Genomic DNA, 23,028 nt, shown 5'->3' on the forward strand with positions numbered 1-23,028 from the left:
ATAAAGCATGTGGGATTTACTCCCTCCCGAATTTCCGGCAAACCCGAGCCAAAAACCTGCTGAACGATGCAACGACATTAGCTGGCTGATTGACTGCCCGGCCTGCCGCCCCGAAGAATAGGCTTCGAAAAAATTCAATCACCAGCAAAAAAAGAAGAAATGCACGCCAAAACCTAGATATTGGTTATAATGCGCGCCCTCCAGCGTTCTTAGCTCAGTTGGTAGAGCGTCTGCCTTACACGCAGAATGTCGGCGGTTCGAGCCCGTCAGGACGCACCAAATTCTTATCTATCGTGATCCACGGTAGTCCAAAAAACCCCGCCAGTGCGGGGTTTTTTAATGCCCGCTTGTTTTATACGTTCTAGAGTCTCCCTTTGAAATACCGACACTTTTGACGGTATCTCTGAGGACTGACGGCCAGGGTTGTCCGATGCCGGTCCTTACGCACAGGCCGTTCCTGTCCGAACCGAGACTACTGACGCCCCCTGCTCCCCTCCCTCAGCCCCACCAGACCACACCCAGACATGACTCGTGAACATGGGGCTCGAATTTTGAACATCCGTGCGGTAATGTAGCCATCGTTAGCGATCCGTCACTCAAACTCCTCATCTACAAAGGAAGCGTGCTATGGACACTTCATTTCAGTCGCTCGATCAAGTCAGGGCTTCCGCCCTCGATATGGCGGTTCGGTTTGGTCCAAAAATGGTGGTGGCCATCCTTATTCTATGTGCGGGGTACATGGTTGGGCGCTGGCTAGGACGTGTTCTGGAGCGTCTGCTGGTCCGCCTGAATCTGGAGGCACCTGTGCGTTCCCTGCTCGTTCGCATCGCCCAGATTTGTGTTCTCGCCATCTTCGCCATCATGGCGCTGCAAAACCTGGGAATCGAATTACTGCCCTTAATTGCCGGGCTGGGCGTCGCGGGGGCAGGTGTCGCGCTGGCGATGCAGGGGATACTCGGCAACATCGTGGCCGGTCTGAGCATCATTTTTACGCGACCTTTTCACGTCGGCGACTACATCTCCATCGCCAAGGAAGAGGGTGAAGTCCTCGACATCAGCCTTTTCACCACCACACTGGGCCATACGGATCTTTCACGGGTGGTGATTCCCAACCGCAAGATCGTTGGCGAGATTCTTCACAATTACGGAAAAATCCGGCGACCCAATATTTCGGTAGGCATTTCCTATCGCACCGATGTCGATACCGCCCTAAACCTGATTGCCGATATTTTGAGCACCAATCACCGTATCCTGAAGGATCCCGCGCCAACCGTCGGGGTAAGTCGACTATCCGAATCCAGCATCACCATCGGTATTGGCCCCTGGGTCAAGGTGCCGGACTACGATGACGCAATCAGCGAGGTCAATAAGGCGATCCTTGAGCTGTTCGCAGCACGCAACATTGCCCTGGCCGTGCCGCAATACGAGCTCAGGATGCTGGGTGGCGCAGCGGAATGATCCATAAAAACGATAGTTGATTTCAGCCGGCCGAGAGCAATCCGGGTGAATTTGCGGCCAGGCCGCACCCCCCCAAAGACATCACCGAATGGGCTAGCTCACTAAGACGGCGCTTCCGTGGCAGACGGGTGGCACGCTACGGTCGCCAACAACGGGCAAGAGGTTGCGCATACAGGCCGCTACCCGGGCTTTGGCCGTCAAGTGGGTGAGAATCCTGTACGGGGGCTGGCTGAACCGAACTGCATAGCTGAACGCTCTCAAGCAGCGCGAGTCACCACGTTTTGAAACCTGATCTAAAACTGCTTGACGACCATCTCAGGGCACAAAGCGCTCGGTGGCGCCCGCAATGAAAAAATCTCCGGCGCCAAGTACAGACTGGCCATTAGCAACTTGAACCAGGGTATGACGGCTTCAAGCAGGAAGCCTGTGACCGCATGAGCTTCCTGATTGTGCAGTACTGTTGAGAGCTTTTTACGCCGCGACGAGCCAAAGTGGTTATTCAGAGGCGGCGCTGGGCGTTCTTGCTAAAGTTAGTCTGGCAGGCTGGATTCGCTGCTCATTGAGCAATGTTGGGAACGCTTGGCTTTTTAGGACATTAAATTCCCGCACTCGTTGTTGGCCCAATGGATCTCCGGCACTGGCACCGCTCGCCGGGTGGCACATCAGAAGATCCCCCGTTTCTGCTAGGTCGAACCATCGCTTGAGCAATTCGAAATACTCAGATCCAGTTCGAGAAAAATCATAAACACCAAGAAAACGACGATTGCATTGATAGTGTTGCGATATCGCCTCATGAACAAGCGCTCCCCCTCCCAGAATGCCAATCAGGGATGCTTTGAACTGCTGTTTTAGCGGCAAGCCGACAGAAAGGCGGGGTTTGGTAGATCGAATCCAGGGCCGATGCTTTGAATAGCGCTTGTTCAATATAGAAAATAGTTTTTGACGAATGAGCGGTAACTGATGCACATGTTGGTGCCCATCGACAAAGTCCGGCGCTTGATTGGCATGTTTTTCAAACGCATCCAGCTGACGAGTAATCTGCCTCTCAATCTCGCGAGCATCCAGGGCTCCAAGATAGCTCCGGACGATTAACTGTTTAAGCGGAAAATAGGAGCCCAACTGCCCCATGGCATCGGTAAAATTGAGATGCAGTCCAACATCGACGCCAGCCCCGGATAGACTGGAAATCCCTGATGGAAAACACGGACCATCGCTCAGGCAACTGACGGCTGATAAACGTCCTGCCGAAACAAGTTGGTGAATCCCATCGTTAATAGGCTCAGACTGCCCAAAATCGTCGGCACAGATGACGATAGACCTTACGCTTGAAACAGTCTGCTCCTTGTGTCGTTCTTCATGACGTTCAAACACACTTATGCCCCACGCAGTTAAGACTGTAAGTTGGTTTATTTTGGTAGGCTGCATGGCTGCAGCAACGCATTGGTTGGTTGCGGTCGGCTGTGTCGAAAGTCTTCATGTTGCACCTCTGATAGCCAATCTGATCGGTTGGCTCACCGCTGTTACGGTGTCGTTTGCTGGGCATTATCGACTTACGTTTCGTCATCAGGTAGGTGAAATATGGCCAGCGGCATGGCGATTTTTCATCGTGTCAGCACTAGGATTCTTGGTCAATGAAAGCGCATATGCTTTCTTGCTAAAGAACACAGAGGTCAGTTACGAAATACTGCTTTTCTGCGTCCTGGTCGCTGTCGCGGCACTTACGTTTGTGCTGAGCCGTTCGTGGGCCTTTCGCAATAATTCAGCCTGATCTCCGGCGTCAGCCGCCAAACTCTTTGTTCGTTGTGGCTGGCATACGGGGTGAGATTGGCGAGAATGTCTAATCGTTGCCGGTCTGCTTCTGTACCCCAAACCCATATCGATTCGACCTCGCGTACGTTACAGATACGCTGACTGAATTGAGCGTAAGTCAGCAAAGTATCGATACCGGCAGCGTGATCGAATTGTTTGGCGTCGTAGAGTTCCTTACGCCAATTGTCATGCGCTGAAATGGATGGATCGTCCCAGTTGCTGATAACCCATGCAGGCCTATCCAGCCGAAGATAAAACGGCAAGTCATATTGATAGCGTTCAATCATGGCGACACGGTCATGCTCAGAAAAGACCTCACGAATCTTTGGAGCAAGCTGGTTTGCCGAAGCGACATAATCGTGGTTGGCGACACCGATGAGAACGGCAACACAAACCCCGGCCCCCGCGATCGTGTTCAAGCTCAAATATCGCTGTGCCTTGAGCAATCGTTGGGGCTCCAATTGACGTGCAAATGGGGCTGCGATCAGGAACGCCAAGGCGGGAAGCGCCGGCATGATGTAGCCGACTGGTTTGGAAACCGGTATCGAAAAGAACACCAGGATAAGAATGACCCAGCACAGCATCAACCATTGAATGTCGCGGTGTCTGGATTCGCGTGGGGTATTAAACGTACGCACGGCCTGCCACAACCAAGGCGACCACGGCAAGGTCAGGGCAAACAAGGTCGGAACATAGAACCAGAGAGGCTGTCGATTATTGAATCCAGTTTCGGAAAATCTCTGAAAATGGTGGTAAATCACAAAGTAGTCAAAAAAACCGTGGAAATGCTGTTGCATCAGCATGAACCAAGGCAATCCAATCAATCCGAAAAGGCCAATCCCGACTGGAGACAATAGAACCCGGATGCTTTTGAATCTCCGGGTGAGCAGAATCCACACAAAAAGTACGGCACCGGGCAGAACAATGCCGATAAGCCCTTTGGCCAAAAGACCAAGGGCAGCAAAGGCATAAGCGACTGACAAGCGCCCCCGGTATTTCTCTCCTGCTTCGGCCCGAAAAACGACATCCGCCGCCGACAGAATGCACAGGGAGATCATTGCGGCGACCAGCATGTCAAGATTGGCAAACTGTGCGCCAGCGAAGAAAAAAGGCTGGGTCAGGAGTACGACAAGGGTGAATGCAGCCGTACGTTCGTTCACGTATCGGCGGACGAAGACAAACAAACCAGTCGCAGCGCCACTTGCCGCCAAAATAGAGGCAAACCGGGCACTCCAAACATTCGCACCAAATATTTTTATGCTGAAGAGAGTCAGCCAATAGAACAGCGGCGGCTTGTGGAAATATGGCATTCCGTCAAGCAATGGCGTTGCCAGGCTACCCGACTGCAACATTTCCCATGCGACGCCCACATATCGCCCCTCGTCGGGAATCATCAACGGCCGGAGCCCGGCTGTTATTCCGAGCCACAGTGTGCAGATGAGAAAGATGAGAAGCCACCGCTTTTTCTCAGGCAGCAACGGCAGATTATGCAAATCCAATAGCCAGTTGGTCACGGAATTAGCTCGAGTAGAAAGAGCCTGAGCCAAGACGTTGGCGAATCAAATACAACGGGCGTCCTTTTACTTCTTCAAATACTTGTGCGAGATATTCTCCAACAATACCGATCGACAACAACACGATCCCGGAAGAGAAGAGTTGGAGTGTCACGATGGTCGTCCAACCAGAGATTTGATGGCCGTGCAGCAGGTAGTCCACGACCAGGTAGAGGCCATAGAAAAAGGAAGGTATCGCGACAAAGATGCCAATTCCACTGACCAAGCGTAACGGCCAGGTCGTAAAAGCGGTTACCCCGGCCAGGGCAAGGCCCAAAAGCTTAACGATGTCGAATCGACTACTTCCATACAGACGATCACTCGGTACGTACTCTATGGCCTCTGATTGGAAACCGACCCAGGCGTACAACCCCTTCATGAAGCGTGTTCTCTCGGGTAGTTGCAACAAGGCTTCAACTACCCGTCGATCCATCAGACGAAAATCCCCGGCATGAGCAGGTACTTCGACACGACGAGATGTACTTAATAATTTGTAAAACAGCTGTGATCCGACTCGTTTAATCCAGCTCTCGTCTTCCCGTGTTTTGCGAACCGCGTAGATATTGTCGATACCGGATAACCATTTTTTAATCATGACCGGGATAAGGGAAACCGGGTGCTGCAAGTCTGCGTCCAACAACACGACGGCATGCCCTTTGGCCGCCTCCAGACCCGCTGTCAGAGCCGCTTCTTTCCCAAAGTTACGTGACAGCTGCAGGTAACTGAATCCTGGTTTCTTAACCCACTCCGTCATCAGCAAGGGGGTGGCATCGCTACTCCCATCATCAACAACAATGACCTCCCAGTTCACCCCAATGCCCGTCAATAGATCGGCCAATTGAGGCAGGAGCGCTTTCAGGTTGTCATGTTCATTGAGACTGGGCACGATGCAAGTGACCAGTAGCTCTGCCAGTGAGTGAAGACGTTTCTTTTCAGGTGACGGAAGACCGACATGCGGCTTGCACTCATCTATTTCGACAAGCATTCTTTTTGATGTACTTGAGAGCACAGTATCTCGGCAAGTATTTACGTAAGCCTGCTGTGTATTGAACATTTTGAACTCCTATCGGCCGCCATACGGAGGAGCTTACTTTTGTGGAAAGATCGCTCCGGGTCGCTCGTGCCCATCGAAGTCAATTCAAAACTTCGCGCGCTTGAGAACACATCCCTGATCTTGCGGCGATTAGGCGCCTTTCATCCTTGCAAATTCCTGACGGGAACTTGTCGAGCAGGCGAAGCAGCAGTGAAGCCGCGGCAATTGGGCTTTGCCCCGCCCTGCTCCCTGTTCTCCAAAGTTCTCGGACAGGTGGTTTGAGTCCCACGAGAATTTTGGACTAATATGAAGTATGCAACCGTAGCAGGAGAAATCAGTGCTTCAGGTCATTCTCGACAACCACTTGCTGCTCTCCATCATCGTGCTGTTCATCCTGATCATGGTGCCGGCTCTAATTCTGCGTGGTCGTGGCGTAAGGGAGATCAGAGGCACTGACCGCCGAAGAACGCCCCGAGCTGGAACCGACCGCCGAGCGTGATAGATGAAGCTTGATTTCCGTTGCCTTCCGGATCAGGTCAGTGCCAGCAATAGTCGAGCGCCCGTTCCAGCAAGATCAAACCAACACGGCTGCGCACGGCCTCGCGCCTAGCCAAACAACTCAACAATCAGGCCGGGGTAACTCCCGGCTTTTTATTGGCGGAAATATCTCCTTAACATCTGACTGCCATAATCCCGCGCACCAAACAAAAACAGGAGAGACAACATGCAAAATCACACCACGACCAAATTCCTGAGCATCAGCGCCGCCTATCTCGGTCTTCCAGCAGATCAGAACGGCTCACGTTCGGGGCAAAGCAATGATTGAGCAACTGAGAGAGAAAGCGCTGCAGCTTTGCGCCAGCCATGGCGTTACTGTCCGCCCATATGCAGGCGGCTGGTGGCTGCTTGGGCAGCAGATCAACCGTGTTGTCGGTGAATTGGCCGGGCTGTGCGCCTCTGACCTGAACCAGATACCAACAATGCAGCGGTAGAAATCACCGGCCACCATGAATGGCCGTGGCCAAGCTCGGCTTTTGTATACCGCCAGTCCTCTGAACAAGCACTGAATTCACCCAGCAACGGCTGTTGCGCTGCTAAAAAGCGCTCTGCTTGAACGTAACCATCAGCCGCGTTATCGACAGAAGCCAATCAGGGCGCATCGATCGCGTTGGCCAGTGCGATGAAGTCGCGCTTCTCCATCAGCCAGGAGACGAGAAAGCCTGCGACCAAAGACCAGAAGGCCGCACCGATATTGAGGATGCCGATGTCAGCCACAGTGACCAGCAGGCTGATCAAGGCGCCAAGGGTAAATTTCCCGCCACCGAAAGAGGCGATGAAGGCGCCTTGTAAAACCCTCAGCATGGCCAGTCCGCCAAGCACCATGATGTACTCCTTTGGCGCAGCAAGCGCCAGGCCGGTAAAACTTGGCGCCAGCAAGCCGAACAACACACCGAAAACGCCAAAAGACAGGGCGGCGGTATATTGCCGATCCAGTTCGCCGGATGAGGTAAGCAAGGCATTGGTCGGACCGGTCAGACATGAGCTGACCGCGCCGACAGCCGCACTGAGCAGTCCGCCAAGACCGGAAACAAAGGCGATGGTGTTGACCGGCGGATCGTGGCGCGCCGACTTCAATACGGCAACGCCCTGCCCGTTCTGAACCACCAGGACCGTGATGGCAAGCGGCACGACCAGTTCAACCAGGGCTCCCGGAGTCCAGACTGGCATCTGAATAACGGGGTGAGCCAGCGTGACTCCCTCTAACGTGGATAGTCCGATGCGACCAAGAATAACGATGGCTATCGCACCAACCAGCAACGCGCCAATCACTGGTGGCAGACGCTTGCCCCAGGCAGGAACGGCCGACAGGAACAGGAATGCAATAACCATCGGCGCAGCGATCGCCACGTCGCTATGCAGTGCCCGAACCAGGTCCAGACCGAATCGGAGAAAAACCCCGGCCACCATGCCCATCACGATGGGCATGGGCAAGGCTGACATCAGTCGTTTGACCCAGCCACTGGCCCCCAGCATGACCACCAAAAAACCGGTCACATAATAGGCGCCGATCACTTCCGCAAAACTCAGGTGTTGCAGCGCCGGACCGATCAGGACCGTTCCGGGAATCGTCCAGGCGAAGCCAAGCGGCATCTTGTAACGCCAGCTCATCGCAATGGTGATCAGGCCGTTGATGAAGAAAACGCCAAAGATCCACGACGCCAGCTCAGCCTGACTCAGGCCGCCGCCAGTCCCGACGGAAAGAATGATGGCGACCGGACCGGTGGCTGAAAAGATGAAACCGATCAGGCCGTTGGCGATATACCCCAGGCCAGAATCGGCAAAGACCTGCCTCGGGCCGGAAAGCTTCGCAACAGGGCGCTCAAGATGAGAAAACATCAGACTCCGCCTCAGTCGTGTCCAACGACGGGACGTGGATGGTAAGGCGCCTCGAGAATGGCCCGCTCCTCAGCACTCAACCTGAGTTGGCTGCCGGCGATGGCATCGGGCAGATGGTGCTCCTTCGAAGCGCCAATGATCGGCGCTGTAATCCCCGGCTGGCTATTAACCCAGGCGATGGCGATCTGGGCCGGTGGTACGCCACGGGCCTGCGCGACCTTATTCACCGCCGCGACGATGGCATCTTCCATGGCCTGCTGGTCATACCATTGATGCGCCAAATTGTCGGTCATCGCGCGCCTGGTCTGTGCCTGCTGCGCACCGGCAAGCCGGCCGCGGGCCAGCGGCGACCACGGGGTAACAGCAATGCCTTCATGGCGGCAAAGGGGCAGCATCTCCCGTTCTTCCTCGCGATAGATCAGGTTGAAATGATTCTGCATCGAGACAAAACAACTCAAACCCAGCTCGCGTTGTCGCGCCAGCATGGCCATGAACTGCCAGGCGAACATTGACGAGGCACCGATATAGCGGGCTTTGCCCGAGCGCACGACGGTATCGAGTGCGGCCAGGGTTTCGTCGATCGGGGTCAGCGGGTCGAAGCGGTGGATGATGTACAGATCGACATAATCAGTGCCAAGGCGTTTCAGCGAGGCATCGATGCTGGCCAGAATATGCTTTCGCGACAAGCCGCGATCATTGGGCTTGTCGCTCATCGGGTAGAAAACCTTGGTCGCAATGACCACATCCTCTCGCCGCGCAAAATCCTTCAAGGCTAGACCAACCACCGATTCACCAACGCCAAGCGAATACATGTCTGCCGTATCGAAGAAATTGATCCCAAGATCGAGCGCCTGACGAATGAACGGCCGGCTCGTCGCTTCATCGAGCACCCATGGCCGCCAGTCGGGCGTCCCGTAAGTCATGCAACCAAGGGCAAGGCGTGAGACCTTCAGGCCGGTCGAGCCAAACTGTACGTAATCCATCTCTGCTCCAATCCAGTCAAAACTTCCGGGGTCAATATTTGCTGGGCAAACTTCAAGCGACAAATCCTTGGCCGCGATCACCTCGCCCGGCTTGAGGAGTGCCTAGCACAGCGGCAGCACGCAGGACACCAATGGCGATCACGCTTTTTTGGGAATCCGTTGGTATTGATGCTGCTGACACGTCAGGAATTCCCGTCAATTCGAAAAAAACTGGCTCGCCGAAGCGAGCCAAAAAACCCGAAACCCTTTCCGGACAAACCGTAGGAAAATCCGGAAAGCAACCACGACCAACCACAGTTTCGGGTAGAGACGTTCAATACAGGCCAGACCTAGGCCTTGCTGCCGGTTCGTCGAAACACCAGCGGCCGGCCGCCGTGGCTGCGCTTGACCAACCATGTCGACAGCGCCGAGTCCATGTAGTCGGCATGGGCAGGAAACCAATCCATCAGCGCCACGGCCAATTCGCGAACCAACTGGACATTGCCTTCCGCCAGTTCGAGCTGCACTTCGCGCACCGAGGCAAGCACCTTGTTGTGTTCATCGACATGACAGTCCCGCGCCGGGAATCCATCCAGTTCCATCCAGCGATTTTCCTGATCGAAATGCGCTTCGGCGTGGCGTGCAAAATCGGCAAGTGCCGCTTCAAGGCCATCGGCTTCAACCGTCAGCAAGGCATCCACCAATGCCACGAACTCGCGGTGCGTGTCGTCCATCGCCGAATGCCCGAGGAGATAGCGGTCGTCCCATGCAAAACCTTGTTGTTCGTCCATGAATCATCCTTTCCTGACTAATTTCCGGAAACACTACCCTGATACTTGAGCAGGCGCAGATCGACATTCATTTCCTCGATCGTTTGCCGCAGATTAGTTGCCCCACGACCTTTCGGATCACCCTGGAGGGTGGAAATGGCCGATTGCAATTTATGAGCAAGTTCCGGTTTGGCGCAGGACTGAATCGCCTTCTGAATCAGAAGAAATTTCATGGATTCAAAATCGGCAGGGTTTTCTTTGCCCAAATGAATAAGCAGGTCGATATCCAGCGTTAGCATTTATTTCTTTCCTGTACTGATCTGTTCGTTCCGTAAACAAGGCCCGATGTTCTCTGCGGCAGGGCCATCAGGCATCCACCATACATATTTCACGGGTCTGATCGAGCAATGATGCAACCTGTGTTCCGATCTCTCTTTTCTTCTGAATCGCGGCAGTGATCTGTCCAACGATCTCGACCCGTTTATGTGCGCCCTTCTGAATTTCCTCCATGGCCGCCTGGGCGCTGGAGGCCACCGCCAGTCCGGAGGCCACGACGCCATCGGTTTCACGCATGGCGATCGCGGCATCGCGGGATGTCGCCGTCAATTGCGCGGCGATGCCGCCAATCTGCTCGCTTGCCGTCCGGGCCTGCTCCGCCAGCTTGCGAACTTCGTCGGCCACGACGGCGAAACCCCGTCCGGCATCGCCGGCACGAGCCGCTTCGATCGCGGCATTCAGCGCCAGGAGATTGGTTTGCTCGGAAATCTGCGTAATCGAGGCAACCAGGCCGTTGATTTTTGCCGACTGGCTCGACAGCAGATCGAGATCACCCTGGGCCCGCTGCAGGCTGCTTCCCAGCCGGGTGATCTCACGATTGGCCTGTTGCATCAGCTCATAGCCTTCGACGACCTTCGCCCCGCTGGCCCGGGCAAAGCCATTGGCAGTGCCCATATCGTTCAGCGCCTGATCGACCACGCGAATCAGTTCATCACTCAAGGACATCGTGGACTGGAGCGTTTGGCGGATCGAAGCGAGCCGTTCGACAAATCCCTGGCGCGCCTCCTCAGCCCCCACCAAATGGCTGGCATGCGCCTCATGCGTGGCGAGCAGATCGGCTTCCCGTTCGGATCGCACCAGCAGTTCGGCCTCGAGCCCTTCAATACGACGACGTAAGCGCTGTGTCGCCATGAACCAGTATGCCGTTGCCAGCCCTGCCGCCCCGACGCTGCCCAGGACAACAAAATATGCGCTGAGCCAACCGGGGAAAACCAGGCCCAATATCGTCAGGGATGCGGCCACCAATACCCCTGCCACCCAGTATCTATTTTTCATTTTTATCTTCCATCGCGATGTCAAATAAAGCGTTAGCAAAGCAATTCCTTGTCAGCTGAAATGACGGCCAAAGTTCCTGGCAGGAGATTCAGTAAACCAACTGGCAGTCCCTGCCTATCATGCTGATCTCGACAAAATTTGACCCTGTGTGCCTGGCGCCTGAAAAAGACACCACAAAGCTGCCGAGATCAAATTTGCTCATGGCATTTAGCGCTGCAATGAGCTTTTCTCGTGTCACATCGCTGCCGGCACGCCGGATTCCCTCGATCAGCACGCGGGTCGCGATAAATGCTTCAAGCTGAAAAAGGCTGGCCTTCTGCTCTTTCTCACCGTGCAAGCGCAACGCATCCTGGTACTGCCGGACAATCGGCAGCGAGGTATTCCGGATGTTCGGAAATACCTGCGCCAGGACCACGCCGCGGGCATTGGCGTCACCAGCAATTTGGCAAATACTTGGCGCATTGCCGTAAGAAGGCATGGCAATCGTGCCTGGCAGTCCGCGTCCGCGATAGGCCTGCACGAACTCGCCAGCCAGCTTGGCCGGCGTGATGACGATGACAACGTCGGGGCTCACTTTCTCCAATCCCCCCAGCACGTTTGAAAAATCGATCGCCCCTTTCACGGGGATGGATTTTTCCAGAACCAGTGGCTGCTGCCTTTCTCGCAAAAAGCTGTCGACCGCTGCCAGGCCGTCCCGGCCAAAGGGAATGTCGGCATAGACCACGGCAATGCGCTTCAGGCCCAGCGTCAAGGCGTGTTCGACCAGCTTTCGGTATTGCTCATGATCGCCGGCCCTGACGTGATAAAGGTAGGGATTGGTCTTGGCTCGAAACAGTTCGGCTCCGGGAATGACACCGACCATGGGCAGCCTGTTCTGCTCAAGAATTCTGTCATCCAGCACCCGGCTCATCGACGGCGAGCCGATGGGCAAAAGGACTGCAAGCACCTCGCTGGCACCGACCCGGTTCAGGGCGGCCACCGTCTTCTCCGGGGTATATTCGTCGTCTTCCGTTTTCAGGCTAAGTTTTTGACCATTAACGCCACCCGAGGCATTGGCGGCGGCAATTGCCAGTCGGATGCCGAGGTTGTACTCCTTCGCTTCAATGGCCACTGGCCCGGTCAAAGGAGCGACGTGCGCGATGCCCAGGTCGGCGACAACCCACCCTGACCGGCTGGTCAAAGCCAGGAACAGGAACAGAAAAGGAACAATACGGCTAAGAGATGGCCTCACGAGGTTTTCCTTGAATACAACGTTGCGTTTGACATTCACTTGCTCGCCACAACCGCAGTCGCCGCCCGCGTTGGCGATCCGCATCCGGATTGGCAAAAAAAACAGGCTTCGCATGGCGCTCTATTTCCGGACCAGATAGACGCCACCGACAACCAGCGGCATGCCGATCAGCGCGGCGCCGCTGAGTCTTTCATCGAATATCAGCCAGGCAATCAGGGCAGTACATGGCGGCACCATGTAGAACAGGCTGGCCATATTGGTGGCCGTTCCCGATCGAATCAGGTAATTCAGCAGGCTCACCGCGCCGAGGGAAAGGACCAGGGTCAGCCAGCCCAGGGCGAAGAGGAAGGACGGGTTCCATTCCACCCGAAAATCCTCGAAGGCGACGACACCGAGCAGGGTAATCAGGGCCGCCGGCACAAACTGCAGGACGGCGCCGCTGCGGTAATCGAAGTGTGGACAGAAGCGTTTCTGGTAAAGCGTGCCGGCGGTGATGCCAAAGAGCGCGGTGACCGCCGCCGGCAACCCGGCGATGCCGAAGCCGCCCTGGATTCGCCCGGACAGCACCAGGGCGATGCCGCCCAGGCCGAGGGCGAAACCCATCCACTGGCGCCGGCTGATGCTTTCACCGAGCAACAAGGCTGCACCCACTGCCGTCAGCAAGGGTTGCAAGCCCACCACCAGGCTGATGACGCCCACCGGCAGCCCCTGGACGATCGCTTCGTAGACCCCGCCCAAGTAGGTGGCATGCACCAGCAGACCGGAGACACCGATACGCAGCCACTGGCTACCGTCTCGCGGCCAGGGTGCCCGCATCGACCATGCCAGGAACAGCATCATGACGATCACCACGGCAAAGCGGATGACCATGAAGGTCAGCGGTTCAGCATAGGGCAGCCCGAACTTGGCACCGATGAAACCGGTGCTCCACAGGAAGACGAACAGTCCGGGGGCGAGCGTCGCCAGCAGATCACGGGAAGGCATCGACATGCGGGGATCGGGAACGGGGCGCGATCAACCGCCGAGACCGACCGGTGCCGGCACCATATTGACTATTTTCGAGAACAGCGCGGCGTACTCGCCGGCAGACCCCTCCCAGGGATTGCCGTTGGCCAGGAAGGCCGCGTCGATCTCCGCCCAGTCCTCGGCGGTCAGATGCGCCTTGGCCAGCGGAAAGAGTTTGTGCTCCTCGGTATTCATGTGATGCCATTCCTGCTCGAGGTAGATGGTCAGGGCCAGCTTGAAACTGGCCAATCCGGCCGCCCCTTGCTGACGATAGGCGGCCAGCGCGGCACGCAGCGCGCTGATCCTCGCCTCGCCCTGCAGATGGTCGGCTTCCAGTTGCTCGATGACGGGCAAGGCTTCCGGGCTGCGCAGGCGCAGTTTGGCGAAGAGATATTGATCCTCCTTCGGGTGGTGCACCTTTTCCGGCACCTCGTCGACGTAGCGGATCATCGAAGCGAGCAGATCGAAATCCGGCTGCTGACGACCGGCTTCGATTTCGGCGACCAGGGTACGCAGGCCGCTGAGCATGGCCGCCAGGGCCCGGTGTTCATCGTGGATGATGTCGAGAGATTTATTCATGATTTTTCCTTGCAAAAAACCCCGGGCGATCAAACGCCCAGGTGTTTCTGGATCAATTCCGGATCGGCCCGCACCTCGTCGCTGCTGCCATCGAAGACCACTTCGCCCTTGACCAGGATCATCGCCCGGTCGCAGATCGAGGTCACCGCCCCGTGGTTCTTGTCCACGATCACCGTGGCGATGCCGGTCTTGCGGATTTCCTTGACGATGCGCCAGATTTCCATGGCGATCAGCGGTGCCAGGCCTTCGGTTGCCTCGTCGAGGATCAGCAGGTCCGGGTTGGTCATCAGGGCGCGGCCGATGGTCAGCATCTGCTGCTCACCGCCGGACAATTGCCAGCCGCCATTGTTGATCCGCTCACCGAGACGCGGGAAGGTGGCCATCACGCGGTCGAAGGTCCAGTTGCGCTGGCCGTCGACACCGCAGCGGGCCGACATCTGCAGGTTCTCGCGAACGGACAGGTTGGGGAAGATGCCCCGCCCTTCCGGCACGTAGGCGATGCCGCGCTGGGCGGTGCGATAGGTCGGCGCCTTGCTGAAGTCGTCGCCGCGCACGAGCACGCGGCCGTGCTTGGGACGGACGATGCCGAGCATGGACTTGATCAGCGTCGATTTGCCCATGCCGTTGCGGCCCATCAGCGCGATGCCCTCGCCCTGGCGGATGTTGAAATCGATGCCGTGCAGGATGTGGCTGGCACCGTAGTAAGTGTGAAGCTCCTTGGCTTCGAGCAGCATGTTAGACATGGAAGCTGTCCTCCGATCCCAAATAGGCTTGCTGGACGGCCACGCTGGCCTTGATCTGGGCGGGTGGCCCGGATTCCAGGACCTGGCCGTTGACCATCACGGTAATGGTGTCGGCCACCGCAAACACGGCGTCCATGTCGTGTTCGACGAGCAGGATGGCGCGCGTCGGCTTGAGGCGTTTCAAAACCTCGACCATCTTGGCCGACTCGTCCGAGCCCATGCCGGCCAGCGGCTCGTCGAGCAGCATGACCTGAGCGTCGGTGGCGAGCACCATGGCGATTTCGAGCTGGCGCTGCTCGCCATGGCTGAGCACGCCGGACACCCAGTCGACCTTCTTGCCCAGTCCGGCCTCCTCGATGCAGGCCCGGGCCTTGTCGAGGGCCCATTTCTGCTCCTGTGCCTTGCTGAAGATGCGCCACGGCTGCTGGTTGCGCGATTGCGCCGCCAGCCGGACGCTTTCCAGCACCGTGAATTTCGGGAAGATGTTGGTTCGCTGATAGCTGCGGCCAATCCCGACCAGCGAACGCTGGGCGGCCGTCAGGCCGGTGATGTCCTTGCCCATGAACAGAATCTGGCCATCGCTCGGCGGCAGATCACCGGACAGCATGTTGATGCAGGTCGACTTGCCGGCCCCGTTCGGGCCAAGCAGGACATGCACCTTGCCGCGGATCAGGTCGACGCAGACATCCTGGTTGGCGACCAGGCCGCCGAAGCGGCGCGTGATCTTGTTGGCGACCAGCAGCGCCTCGTTATGGTTGTCACTCATTGGAACCTCCGCCTTGCAGCGAACGCTTGATGCGGCCCGGAATGGCCGCCAGGCCACCGGGCAGGAAGAGAACGGCAGCGACGATGACGCCCCCCATGATCAACTGCCAGTGCTTGCTCCAGGTGCCGAAGACTTCCTGCATGCCGGTGAACACGAAAGCCCCTGCAATGGCGCCGACCAGGTTGCCCATGCCGCCGAGGATGACCATCAGCAGCACATTGCCCGACTGGTGCCAGGAGAGCAGTTCCGGCGTCACGAAGCCGAAGACCACGGCGTACAGGAAGCCGGCAATGCCGCCCAGGCCGCCGGCCAGCGCAAAGGCGGCCAGCTTGTAGCGGAAGGTCAGGTAGCCCATCGACTGCATGCGATGCTCGTTGCTCTTGATGCCGACCAGCACGCGGCCGAACGGCGACTGCAGGATGCGGCCGAGGAACAGGTAGACCAGGACCAGCATGGCCAGGATGAAGTAGTAGAGGTGGGTCTGGTTATCGAGGTCGAACGGCATCCAGCCGGCGATGGACGCCGTCGGCTTGACGTTCAGGTAGATGCCGTCCGAACCACCGCCGAGTGGCGTGTCGTGGAAGACGAAGAAGGCCAGCTGGGCGAAAGCCAGGGTCACCATGATGAAGTAGATGCCCTTGGTGCGCAGCACGAAGAGGCCGACGAACAGGGCAACCAGGGCCGAGATGCCGACCGCGGCCGGCATCACGAACCACAGGCTGGCCGCTTCGTATTTCGGGCTGAGCTGGGCCACCGCGTAGGCCGCGACGCCAAAGTAGGCGGCGTGGCCAAAGCTGACCAGTCCGGTGAAGCCGACCAGCAGATCGAGGCTCATGGCAAAGATGGCCAGCACCAGCGTCTTGGCGATCAGCTCGGTGTAGAACGATTCGCCGGTCAGCGGCACGCAGAGCAGGATCGCCAGCCCGAGCAGTTTGAGCAGGAGTTGTGCGTTCATGGTCTCAACCTTTCTTGAAGATGCCTTCGGGGCGCCACAGGAGCACACCGGCCATCACGATATAGACCACCATGCCGGACAGCTCAGGCAGCAGCACCTTGCCGAAGGTGTCGGCGAAACCGACGATCAGCGCAGCGGCGAGCGCCCCCCAGACCGAGCCGATGCCGCCGATGACGACAATCACGAAGGAGATGATCAGCACCTGCGAGCCCATGTTCGGGAACACCGACGAGATCGGCGAGGCGAGCATGCCGGCCAGCGCGGCCAGCGCGACACCGAGGGCGAAGACGACGCGGTAGATCATGTTGATGTTGATGCCCAGGGCTTCGACCATGGTCCGGTCGTGGTTGCCGGCGCGGATCATCATGCCCAGACGGGTACGCTGGATGACGAAATACAGCGCCACGGCGAGCACGACGCAGACGGCCGAGATGACCAGCCGGTAGACCGGGTAGCTCAGCACCTCGGAGAGCTGGATCGAGCCATTGAACATGGCAGGAATGTCGATGCCATGGACCTCGTCGCCGACCAGCAAGCTGCGCAACTCCTCGAAAACGAGAATCAGGCCGTAGGTCAGCAACACCTGCTCAAGGTGGTCACGCTTGTAGAGATGGGAAAACAGCGCCCACTCGAGGAAGGCCCCGAAGATCAGGGCCAGCGGCACGCCGAGCAGAATGGCCATAAACAGGCTGCCGGTGGTGCTGGTCAGCACGAAGGCCAGATAGGCGCCGATCATGTAAAAACTGCCGTGCGCCAGATTGATGATGCCCATGATGCCGAACACCAGCGTCAGACCGCTTGCCACCAGAAAGAGGAGCAAACCGTACTGCAGCGAGTTCAACGTCTGGATCAGGAAAGAAGCGAAATCCATGTGAGTCCCCGGTCGGACGGGTGAGCCCGTCAGACCAAAAAATTATTCAGAGGGAGAAATTGGCGTGGCGGCGCAATACCGAGGCGCGAAGACAAGCCGAAGACAGTGCTACTGCACGGCGAGGCGCAGTCGACAAAGCATCGGTGCAGCGCCACCGCGCCAATTACATCTTGCAGCCGCGGGCGGGGTCTGCCAGGCTCTTGACGGCCGTGCTGATCACCTTGTTCTGCCCCCCCTGCACTTCACGCAGGTAGATGTCCTGCACCGGGTTGTGGGCCTTGGACAGCGTGAAGGCGCCACGCGGGCTGTCGATCCGGGCGGCTTCCATCCCCTTGATCACGGCATCCTGCTTGGCAGCATCGCCACCGGCCGCGTTGAGGCCGGCCTGGTAAAGCTGGGCGGCGTCATAGCCCTGTACGGCGTACACGTCCGGCTGCATCTTGTAAGCCTTGACGTAACCGAGGCGGAAAGCGGCATCCTTCTTGTTATCCAGGCCGTCGGCGTAATGCAGGGTAGTCTGCAGGCCCTTGCCGGCATCGCCCATCGCATCGAGGTTGCCATCAGTCAGGAAGCCCGGGCCGTACAGCGGGATGGTCTTGTTCAGACCGGCCGCGGCGTAATCCTTGACGAACTTGGCAGCACCGGCGCCGGCGAAGAAAACGAAGACGGCGTCGGGCTTGATCGAAGCGATTTCGGTCAGGAAGGGCTGGAACTCGACGTTCGGGAAGGGCAGCGTCATGTCCTTTTCAACCTTGCCACCGGCCTTCACGAAGGCTTCCTTGAAGCCTTCGACCGACTGCAGGCCAAAGGAGTATTTCCAGGTCACGGTGACGACCTTCTTCAACCCCTTCTTGGCCATCACTTCGCCCATGGCGTAGGACGGTTGCCAGGCCGAGAAGGAGGAACGGAAGACGTTCGGGGCGCAGAGCGGGCCAGTGATTTCATCAGCGCCGGCATTCGGCACGATCAACAGGGTCTTGTTCTCGCGGGCGACCTTGGCCATGGCCAGGGCGACGCCGGAGTGCACGGTGCCAACCAGCAGATCGACCTTGTCGCGCTTGACCAGCTTGTTGGCGTTTTCAGTCGCCTTGGCCGGATCGGATTCGTCATCGACGGTGTAGTACTCGATCTCGCGGCCGCCCAGCTTGCCGCCGTTTTCGGCGACATACTGCTTGAAACCGTTGGTGATGGCGTTGCCCAGCGAGGCGTAGGTGCCGGTGTAAGGCAGCATGAAGCCGACCTTGACCTTGTCGGCCGCCTGCGCGCCGGACAGACCGGCGGCGGCAAAGGCGGTGGCAAGTGCAATGTTGCGGATGTGCTTGAACGTGGTTGTCATTTTGTCTCTTCCTTATTGGGTATGAAAGCGTTGAACGTCGTTTTTGAAATCACGTGCTTTTTAAAATCTGGCGAAAATTCCGGTGAGTCGTGGAATCCTCGCCAACCCTGCCTTGCCTAGATGAAACGGGTGCTGACGGTTCCCAGCGACTGGATGCGCAGCGTCACGTGGTCGCCAGGAGCGACGGCGATGGCTTCGGTGACGCCGCCGGAGAGGATCATCGTGCCGGCCGGAATTTCCTCGCCGCGCGCGCCGAGGTGGTTGGCCAGCGCCGCGATGGCCGCCGCCGGGTGACCGAGCACCGCAGCACCGGCACCGATGGCGACCGGCTCGCCGTTCTTTTCCATGACCACGCCCAACGTGCGCAGGTCGAGGCCGGCCACCGGGGTGGCCTGGCCGCCCAGCACGAAGCGGGTCGACGAGCAGTTATCGGCGATCACGCTCTTCAGGTCGAACTTGAAGTCCTTGTAGCGGGAGTCGATGATCTCGATGCCGGGCATCACGAAGTCGGTCGCGGCCAACACGCCGCCGATATGGCAGCCCGGCCCCTTGAGCGCCTTCTTGGTCACGAAGACGATTTCCGGCTCGACCTTGGGATGGATCAGCTCGCTGTGCTTGATCTCGCCACCATCCGGCACCGAGAAATAATCGACCAGCCAGCCGAAAACCGGGGTGCTGACCCCCATCTGCTTCATCTTGCCGTGCGAGGTCAGGCCGGCTTTCAGGCCGACGACCTTGGCGCCGCGGGCCAGCTTGCGGCGCAGGATTTCGTACTGGATGGCGTAGGCATCATCCCAGTCCATGTCGGGATGCGCTTCGGTGATCTTGATCACTTCGTGGGCCTGCAACTCGGCGTTTTCGAGGTGCTCGGCCAGTTGGGCTATGGTTTGTTGATTGAGGTTCATGCTGGAAATCCTTGTGATTAAACGAAGCGGGCCGAACAGCCGCCGAGGCCGCCGATGCTCATGCGCAGGTTGTCGCCCTTGACGACCGGGACCATGGCGCCCATCGCGCCGGACAGCACGATGTCGCCGGCCTTCAGGGCAATGCCGAGCTTGCCCAGCGTGTTGGCCAACCAGACCATGGCATTGACCGGGTGCCCCATGCTCGCGGCGCCGGCACAGGTGACGACAATCTCGCCGTTCTTCTCGAGAACCATGCCGCACAGCGCAAGATCGAGGTTGGCGATATCGACCAGCTGGTCACCGAGTACGAAAACGCCGCAGGAAGCATTGTCCGAAACGGTGTCCTGGATCTTGATCTTCCAGTCCTGGATGCGGGAATCGACGATCTCGAAACAGGCCATCACGCCTTCGGTGGCGGCCAGCACATCGGCCGCCGTGACGCCCGGACCCATGAGATCTTTCTTGAGCAGGAAGGCGATTTCGCCTTCCGCCTTGGGCTGAATCAGGTCATCCATCGCGATGGATTCGCCTTCGTTGTAGACCATGCCGTCGAGCAGGTAGCCAAAGTCCGGCTGATGCACACCGAGCAGGTTCATGACCGGCTTGCTGGTGACGCCGATCTTCTTGCCGATGACCCGCTCACCGTTGGCCAGGCGGCGCGAAATCATGCGCTGCTGGACGTGATAGGCGTCCTCGATGGTCATGTCCGGGTGGCTGGCCGTCAGCGGCGCCACCGGCTGGCGGGCAAGCAGCGCCTCGTACAGCGTGTCGCCCAGTTTCTCTATTGTGGGTTGATCCATTATTGTTTTCCTGTCGTGGTTGAAGGGCTGACGGCTTACAACTTGATGCAGATATTCTTCAGCTCGGTATAGAACTCGAGCGAATGCACCCCGCCTTCACGGCCAATACCGGACTGCTTGGCACCGCCGAAAGCCGTGCGCAGGTCGCGCAGGAACCAGCTATTGACCCAGGCGATGCCGACTTCCATCTGCTGAGCGACGCGGTTGGCACGCGACACGTCCTTGGTCCAGATCGCGGTGGCCAGGCCGTAGATGTTGTCGTTGGCCTTCTCCAGCACTTCTTCCTCGGTATCGAACGGGGCGATGTGGCAGCACGGCCCGAAGATTTCTTCCTTGATGACGCGGGCGGTCTCCGGCAGGCCAGTCCAGATGGTCGGCTGCACCCAGCAACCATCCTTCAGCTCGCCCGGCATGTCGGGCACGCCGCCGCCGGTCACAATCGTGGCGCCGGCTTCCTTGGCGATCTGGAAGTAGGACAGCACCTTGTTCTGATGCTCCTTGCTGATCAGCGGCCCCATGCCGGTGGCCGGGTCTTCCGGCACACCGATCTTGAGCTTCTCGGCGCCGGCCTTCATGGCGGCGACGAACTTCTCGAAAATAGGCCGCTCGACATAGACCCGCTCGGTGCCCAGGCAGACCTGGCCGCAGTTGGCGAAGGCCGAACGCAACGTGCCTTCGATCGCGGCGTCGAAATCGCAGTCGGCGAAGACGATGGCGGCGTTCTTGCCACCCATTTCCAGCGACACCGGACGCGAACCGACCGACGCGGCGCGATTGATGATTTCGCCGGTGCGGGTTTCGCCGGTGAAGGTGATGGCATCGACGTCCGGGTGCGTGGTCAGGAATTCGCCGGCCGAATTCGGGCCGAAGCCATGGACGACGTTATAGACGCCCTTCGGGATGCCGACCTTGTTCATGACCTCGCCGAGCAGCGCAGCGGTGCGCGGCGTTTCCTCGGACGGCTTGACGACCACGGTGTTGCCGCAGGCCAGCGCCGGGCCGACCTTCCAGGTCATGAGCAGCAGCGGCAGGTTCCACGGACAGATCACGCCGACCACACCGACCGGCGAACGGAAGGTGTAGTTGATGGCGGTGCCGCCATCCGGGGTGGCCATGTCGAAGAATTCGCCGGGCACGTTCTTGATCACGTCGGCGAACACCTTGAAGTTGGCCGCGCCGCGCGGGATGTCGATGTGCGAAGCGAGGCTCTTTGGCTTGCCGGTGTCCGCACATTCAGCTTCGAGGAATTCGTCGAAGCGGTTGTTGATTTCGGCGACCAGGGCTTCGAGCAGTTCGACGCGCTTGGCCAGGGTCATCTTGCCCCACGGCCCCTTGAGGGCGGCCTGGGCAGCGGCGACGGCGGCATCGACTTCAGCCTTGCCGGCTTCAGCGACCTGGCCGATCACGGCATTGGAAATCGGCGTACGGTTCTCGAACCATTTGTTGGTCGCCACGAATTCGCCGTTGATGAAATTGAGAATTTTGTCCTGGAGCATTTTTGGTCCTTTGTCGGGGGGGCTGTTTTCCTGATGGTGGTCGGAGCAAGGCCCGGAATCAGGTCACAACGCTCAGGAAGCGCTCGTTGAGCACGCGGTCGTGATAGAAGATGCCGGTGCCGACTTCCTCGAATGACCACGTCTTGACCGGATAGTCAGGGTAGGTTTCGTAGCCCTGGGCAAAAGTCTCGAAGCGGTTGCCGGACGGGTCGAAGGCATAGATCGTCTGGCCGCGGGTGATGCCGTGGCGGGTCGGGCCGATGTCGATCGACACACGGTTCATCGACATCAGGTCGGCGGCACGCAGCACCTTTTCCCAGGTCGGCAGCAGGAAGGAAATGTGGTGCAGCTTGTTCGGCTCCGGGTGACGGACGAAGGCCAGATCGTGCGCCTTGTGGCCGCAGGAGATGAAGATCGCCAGCTGATCCTTGCCGTCCGGCAGCATGACCTGCTCGACGAGGTAGAAGCCGAGGACTTCGGTGAACAAGGCGAGGTTCTTCTCGATATCCGGCCCGTAGAGCAGCGCGTGGTCGAAACGGGTCGGCGCGATACCGTGCTCGGATTCCGGCGTCCAAGGATCGGGATTGAGATTGTCCTGGCTGTTGCCGACACAGGTCTTCTCGGCATACAGCTCCATGGTGTGGCCGCTCGGAATGACGAAACGCACGCGCTCGCCGGTTTCCAGCAGGTCGCCGGCCGGGATCCGCTCGGTCTTGACGCCGTAGGCCTGCAGATCGGCATCGAGCTTGGCCAGCGTCGCCTGGTCGCGAACCTTGAAGCCCATGAAATCCATGCCGGCCGAATCGGCCTGGCGCAGGATCACGCTATTGTGGTCATGCTCGTCCCAGGCCTTGAAATAGACGCGGCCAGTGGCATCGCGGCCGGTTTCGACCAGGCCGAGCACGTTCTTGTAGAAATGGATGCTCTCTTCCATATCCAGCACACGTACCTGAACGTGGCCGGGACGCATTACACCGGTTGTTGCCATGTCTTTGCTCCTCGTTGTTGGGGGTGTTTGTTATAAAAA

At 58.3% G+C, this 23,028-nt stretch carries 23 protein-coding genes and 1 tRNA gene; 4 read left to right on the forward strand and 20 right to left on the reverse strand.

Annotation, left to right across the window (positions count from 1 at the left end; genetic code table 11):
- Positions 1 to 203: 203 nt before the first annotated feature.
- Positions 204 to 279: transfer RNA gene (locus tag DARO_RS14120), tRNA-Val, on the forward strand.
- Between the two features lie 348 nt (positions 280 to 627).
- On the forward strand, positions 628 to 1,458 hold the full coding sequence (locus DARO_RS14125; RefSeq protein WP_011288483.1) for a mechanosensitive ion channel family protein: 831 nt from the start codon (positions 628 to 630) through the stop codon (positions 1,456 to 1,458).
- 495 nt (positions 1,459 to 1,953) lie between these two features.
- Here the strand turns inward: DARO_RS14125 and DARO_RS22415 are convergent, their stop codons facing one another.
- Complete coding sequence (locus tag DARO_RS22415; RefSeq protein WP_083761534.1) at positions 1,954 to 2,883, reverse strand: ChbG/HpnK family deacetylase; 930 nt, start codon at positions 2,881 to 2,883, stop codon at positions 1,954 to 1,956.
- Between DARO_RS22415 and DARO_RS22420 the strand changes: the two genes are divergently transcribed.
- Positions 2,882 to 3,226, forward strand: coding sequence for a GtrA family protein (locus DARO_RS22420; protein WP_198134045.1), 345 nt, complete (start codon positions 2,882 to 2,884; stop codon positions 3,224 to 3,226). The two genes, DARO_RS22415 and DARO_RS22420, sit on opposite strands and share 2 nt — an antisense overlap.
- Here DARO_RS22420 and DARO_RS14130 read toward each other — a convergent pair.
- Positions 3,177 to 4,781, reverse strand: a complete 1,605-nt coding sequence (locus tag DARO_RS14130) for an ArnT family glycosyltransferase (protein WP_011288486.1) — start codon at positions 4,779 to 4,781, stop codon at positions 3,177 to 3,179. The genes DARO_RS22420 and DARO_RS14130 overlap by 50 nt on opposite strands.
- A gap of 4 nt (positions 4,782 to 4,785) precedes the next feature.
- The gene (locus DARO_RS14135) at positions 4,786 to 5,874 is read right to left on the reverse strand and encodes a glycosyltransferase family 2 protein (RefSeq protein WP_011288487.1); all 1,089 of its coding nucleotides are present in this window, start codon (positions 5,872 to 5,874) and stop codon (positions 4,786 to 4,788) included.
- Between the two features lie 797 nt (positions 5,875 to 6,671).
- Between DARO_RS14135 and DARO_RS22905 the strand changes: the two genes are divergently transcribed.
- Positions 6,672 to 6,845, forward strand: a complete 174-nt coding sequence (locus DARO_RS22905; protein WP_157037223.1) for a hypothetical protein — start codon at positions 6,672 to 6,674, stop codon at positions 6,843 to 6,845.
- Between the two features lie 157 nt (positions 6,846 to 7,002).
- Here DARO_RS22905 and DARO_RS14140 read toward each other — a convergent pair whose 3' ends face one another.
- The 17 genes from DARO_RS14140 to DARO_RS14220 all read right to left on the reverse strand — a co-directional run bounded on the left by DARO_RS14140 (position 7,003) and on the right by DARO_RS14220 (position 22,989).
- Complete coding sequence (locus tag DARO_RS14140) at positions 7,003 to 8,250, reverse strand: benzoate/H(+) symporter BenE family transporter (RefSeq protein WP_011288488.1); 1,248 nt, start codon at positions 8,248 to 8,250, stop codon at positions 7,003 to 7,005.
- An 11-nt stretch (positions 8,251 to 8,261) separates the two neighbouring features.
- Positions 8,262 to 9,233: an aldo/keto reductase gene (locus tag DARO_RS14145; protein WP_011288489.1), complete on the reverse strand. Its 972-nt coding sequence runs from the start codon at positions 9,231 to 9,233 to the stop codon at positions 8,262 to 8,264.
- A gap of 329 nt (positions 9,234 to 9,562) precedes the next feature.
- Positions 9,563 to 10,003: a hemerythrin domain-containing protein gene (locus DARO_RS14150; protein WP_011288490.1), complete on the reverse strand. Its 441-nt coding sequence runs from the start codon at positions 10,001 to 10,003 to the stop codon at positions 9,563 to 9,565.
- A gap of 17 nt (positions 10,004 to 10,020) precedes the next feature.
- Positions 10,021 to 10,281 carry a hypothetical protein gene (locus DARO_RS14155; protein WP_011288491.1) on the reverse strand — a complete coding sequence of 87 codons (261 nt, stop codon included), beginning with the start codon at positions 10,279 to 10,281 and terminating at the stop codon, positions 10,021 to 10,023.
- 67 nt (positions 10,282 to 10,348) lie between these two features.
- Positions 10,349 to 11,314, reverse strand: a complete 966-nt coding sequence (locus DARO_RS23360) for a methyl-accepting chemotaxis protein (protein ID WP_049758716.1) — start codon at positions 11,312 to 11,314, stop codon at positions 10,349 to 10,351.
- An 88-nt stretch (positions 11,315 to 11,402) separates the two neighbouring features.
- The gene (locus tag DARO_RS14165; RefSeq protein ID WP_041224415.1) at positions 11,403 to 12,659 is read right to left on the reverse strand and encodes an ABC transporter substrate-binding protein; all 1,257 of its coding nucleotides are present in this window, start codon (positions 12,657 to 12,659) and stop codon (positions 11,403 to 11,405) included.
- Between the two features lie 6 nt (positions 12,660 to 12,665).
- On the reverse strand, positions 12,666 to 13,535 hold the full coding sequence (locus DARO_RS14170; protein ID WP_011288494.1) for a DMT family transporter: 870 nt from the start codon (positions 13,533 to 13,535) through the stop codon (positions 12,666 to 12,668).
- Positions 13,536 to 13,559: 24 nt separating this feature from the next.
- Positions 13,560 to 14,129, reverse strand: a complete 570-nt coding sequence (locus DARO_RS14175; RefSeq protein ID WP_011288495.1) for a hemerythrin domain-containing protein — start codon at positions 14,127 to 14,129, stop codon at positions 13,560 to 13,562.
- Positions 14,130 to 14,158: 29 nt separating this feature from the next.
- Entirely contained in the window at positions 14,159 to 14,872 is a 714-nt protein-coding gene (locus DARO_RS14180) for a branched-chain amino acid ABC transporter ATP-binding protein (protein ID WP_011288496.1), read from the reverse strand.
- On the reverse strand, positions 14,865 to 15,638 hold the full coding sequence (locus DARO_RS14185) for an ABC transporter ATP-binding protein (RefSeq protein ID WP_011288497.1): 774 nt from the start codon (positions 15,636 to 15,638) through the stop codon (positions 14,865 to 14,867). The genes DARO_RS14180 and DARO_RS14185 overlap by 8 nt, the downstream gene beginning before the upstream one ends.
- On the reverse strand, positions 15,631 to 16,593 hold the full coding sequence (locus tag DARO_RS14190) for a branched-chain amino acid ABC transporter permease (protein WP_011288498.1): 963 nt from the start codon (positions 16,591 to 16,593) through the stop codon (positions 15,631 to 15,633). Before DARO_RS14190 ends, DARO_RS14185 begins: the two co-directional genes overlap by 8 nt.
- A 4-nt stretch (positions 16,594 to 16,597) precedes the next feature.
- On the reverse strand, positions 16,598 to 17,464 hold the full coding sequence (locus DARO_RS14195) for a branched-chain amino acid ABC transporter permease (protein ID WP_011288499.1): 867 nt from the start codon (positions 17,462 to 17,464) through the stop codon (positions 16,598 to 16,600).
- Between the two features lie 163 nt (positions 17,465 to 17,627).
- The gene (locus DARO_RS14200; protein WP_011288500.1) at positions 17,628 to 18,800 is read right to left on the reverse strand and encodes an ABC transporter substrate-binding protein; all 1,173 of its coding nucleotides are present in this window, start codon (positions 18,798 to 18,800) and stop codon (positions 17,628 to 17,630) included.
- A 116-nt stretch (positions 18,801 to 18,916) separates the two neighbouring features.
- On the reverse strand, positions 18,917 to 19,705 hold the full coding sequence (gene dmpH / locus DARO_RS14205; protein ID WP_011288501.1) for a 2-oxo-3-hexenedioate decarboxylase: 789 nt from the start codon (positions 19,703 to 19,705) through the stop codon (positions 18,917 to 18,919).
- Positions 19,706 to 19,722: 17 nt separating this feature from the next.
- On the reverse strand, positions 19,723 to 20,505 hold the full coding sequence (dmpE, locus tag DARO_RS14210; RefSeq protein ID WP_011288502.1) for a 2-oxopent-4-enoate hydratase: 783 nt from the start codon (positions 20,503 to 20,505) through the stop codon (positions 19,723 to 19,725).
- Positions 20,506 to 20,540: 35 nt separating this feature from the next.
- Entirely contained in the window at positions 20,541 to 22,001 is a 1,461-nt protein-coding gene (locus DARO_RS14215; RefSeq protein ID WP_011288503.1) for a 2-hydroxymuconic semialdehyde dehydrogenase, read from the reverse strand.
- 58 nt (positions 22,002 to 22,059) lie between these two features.
- A complete protein-coding gene (locus tag DARO_RS14220; protein ID WP_011288504.1) occupies positions 22,060 to 22,989 on the reverse strand; it encodes a catechol 2,3-dioxygenase in 930 nt (309 codons plus the stop codon).
- Positions 22,990 to 23,028: the final 39 nt, after the last annotated feature.

Source organism: Dechloromonas aromatica RCB, assembly GCF_000012425.1.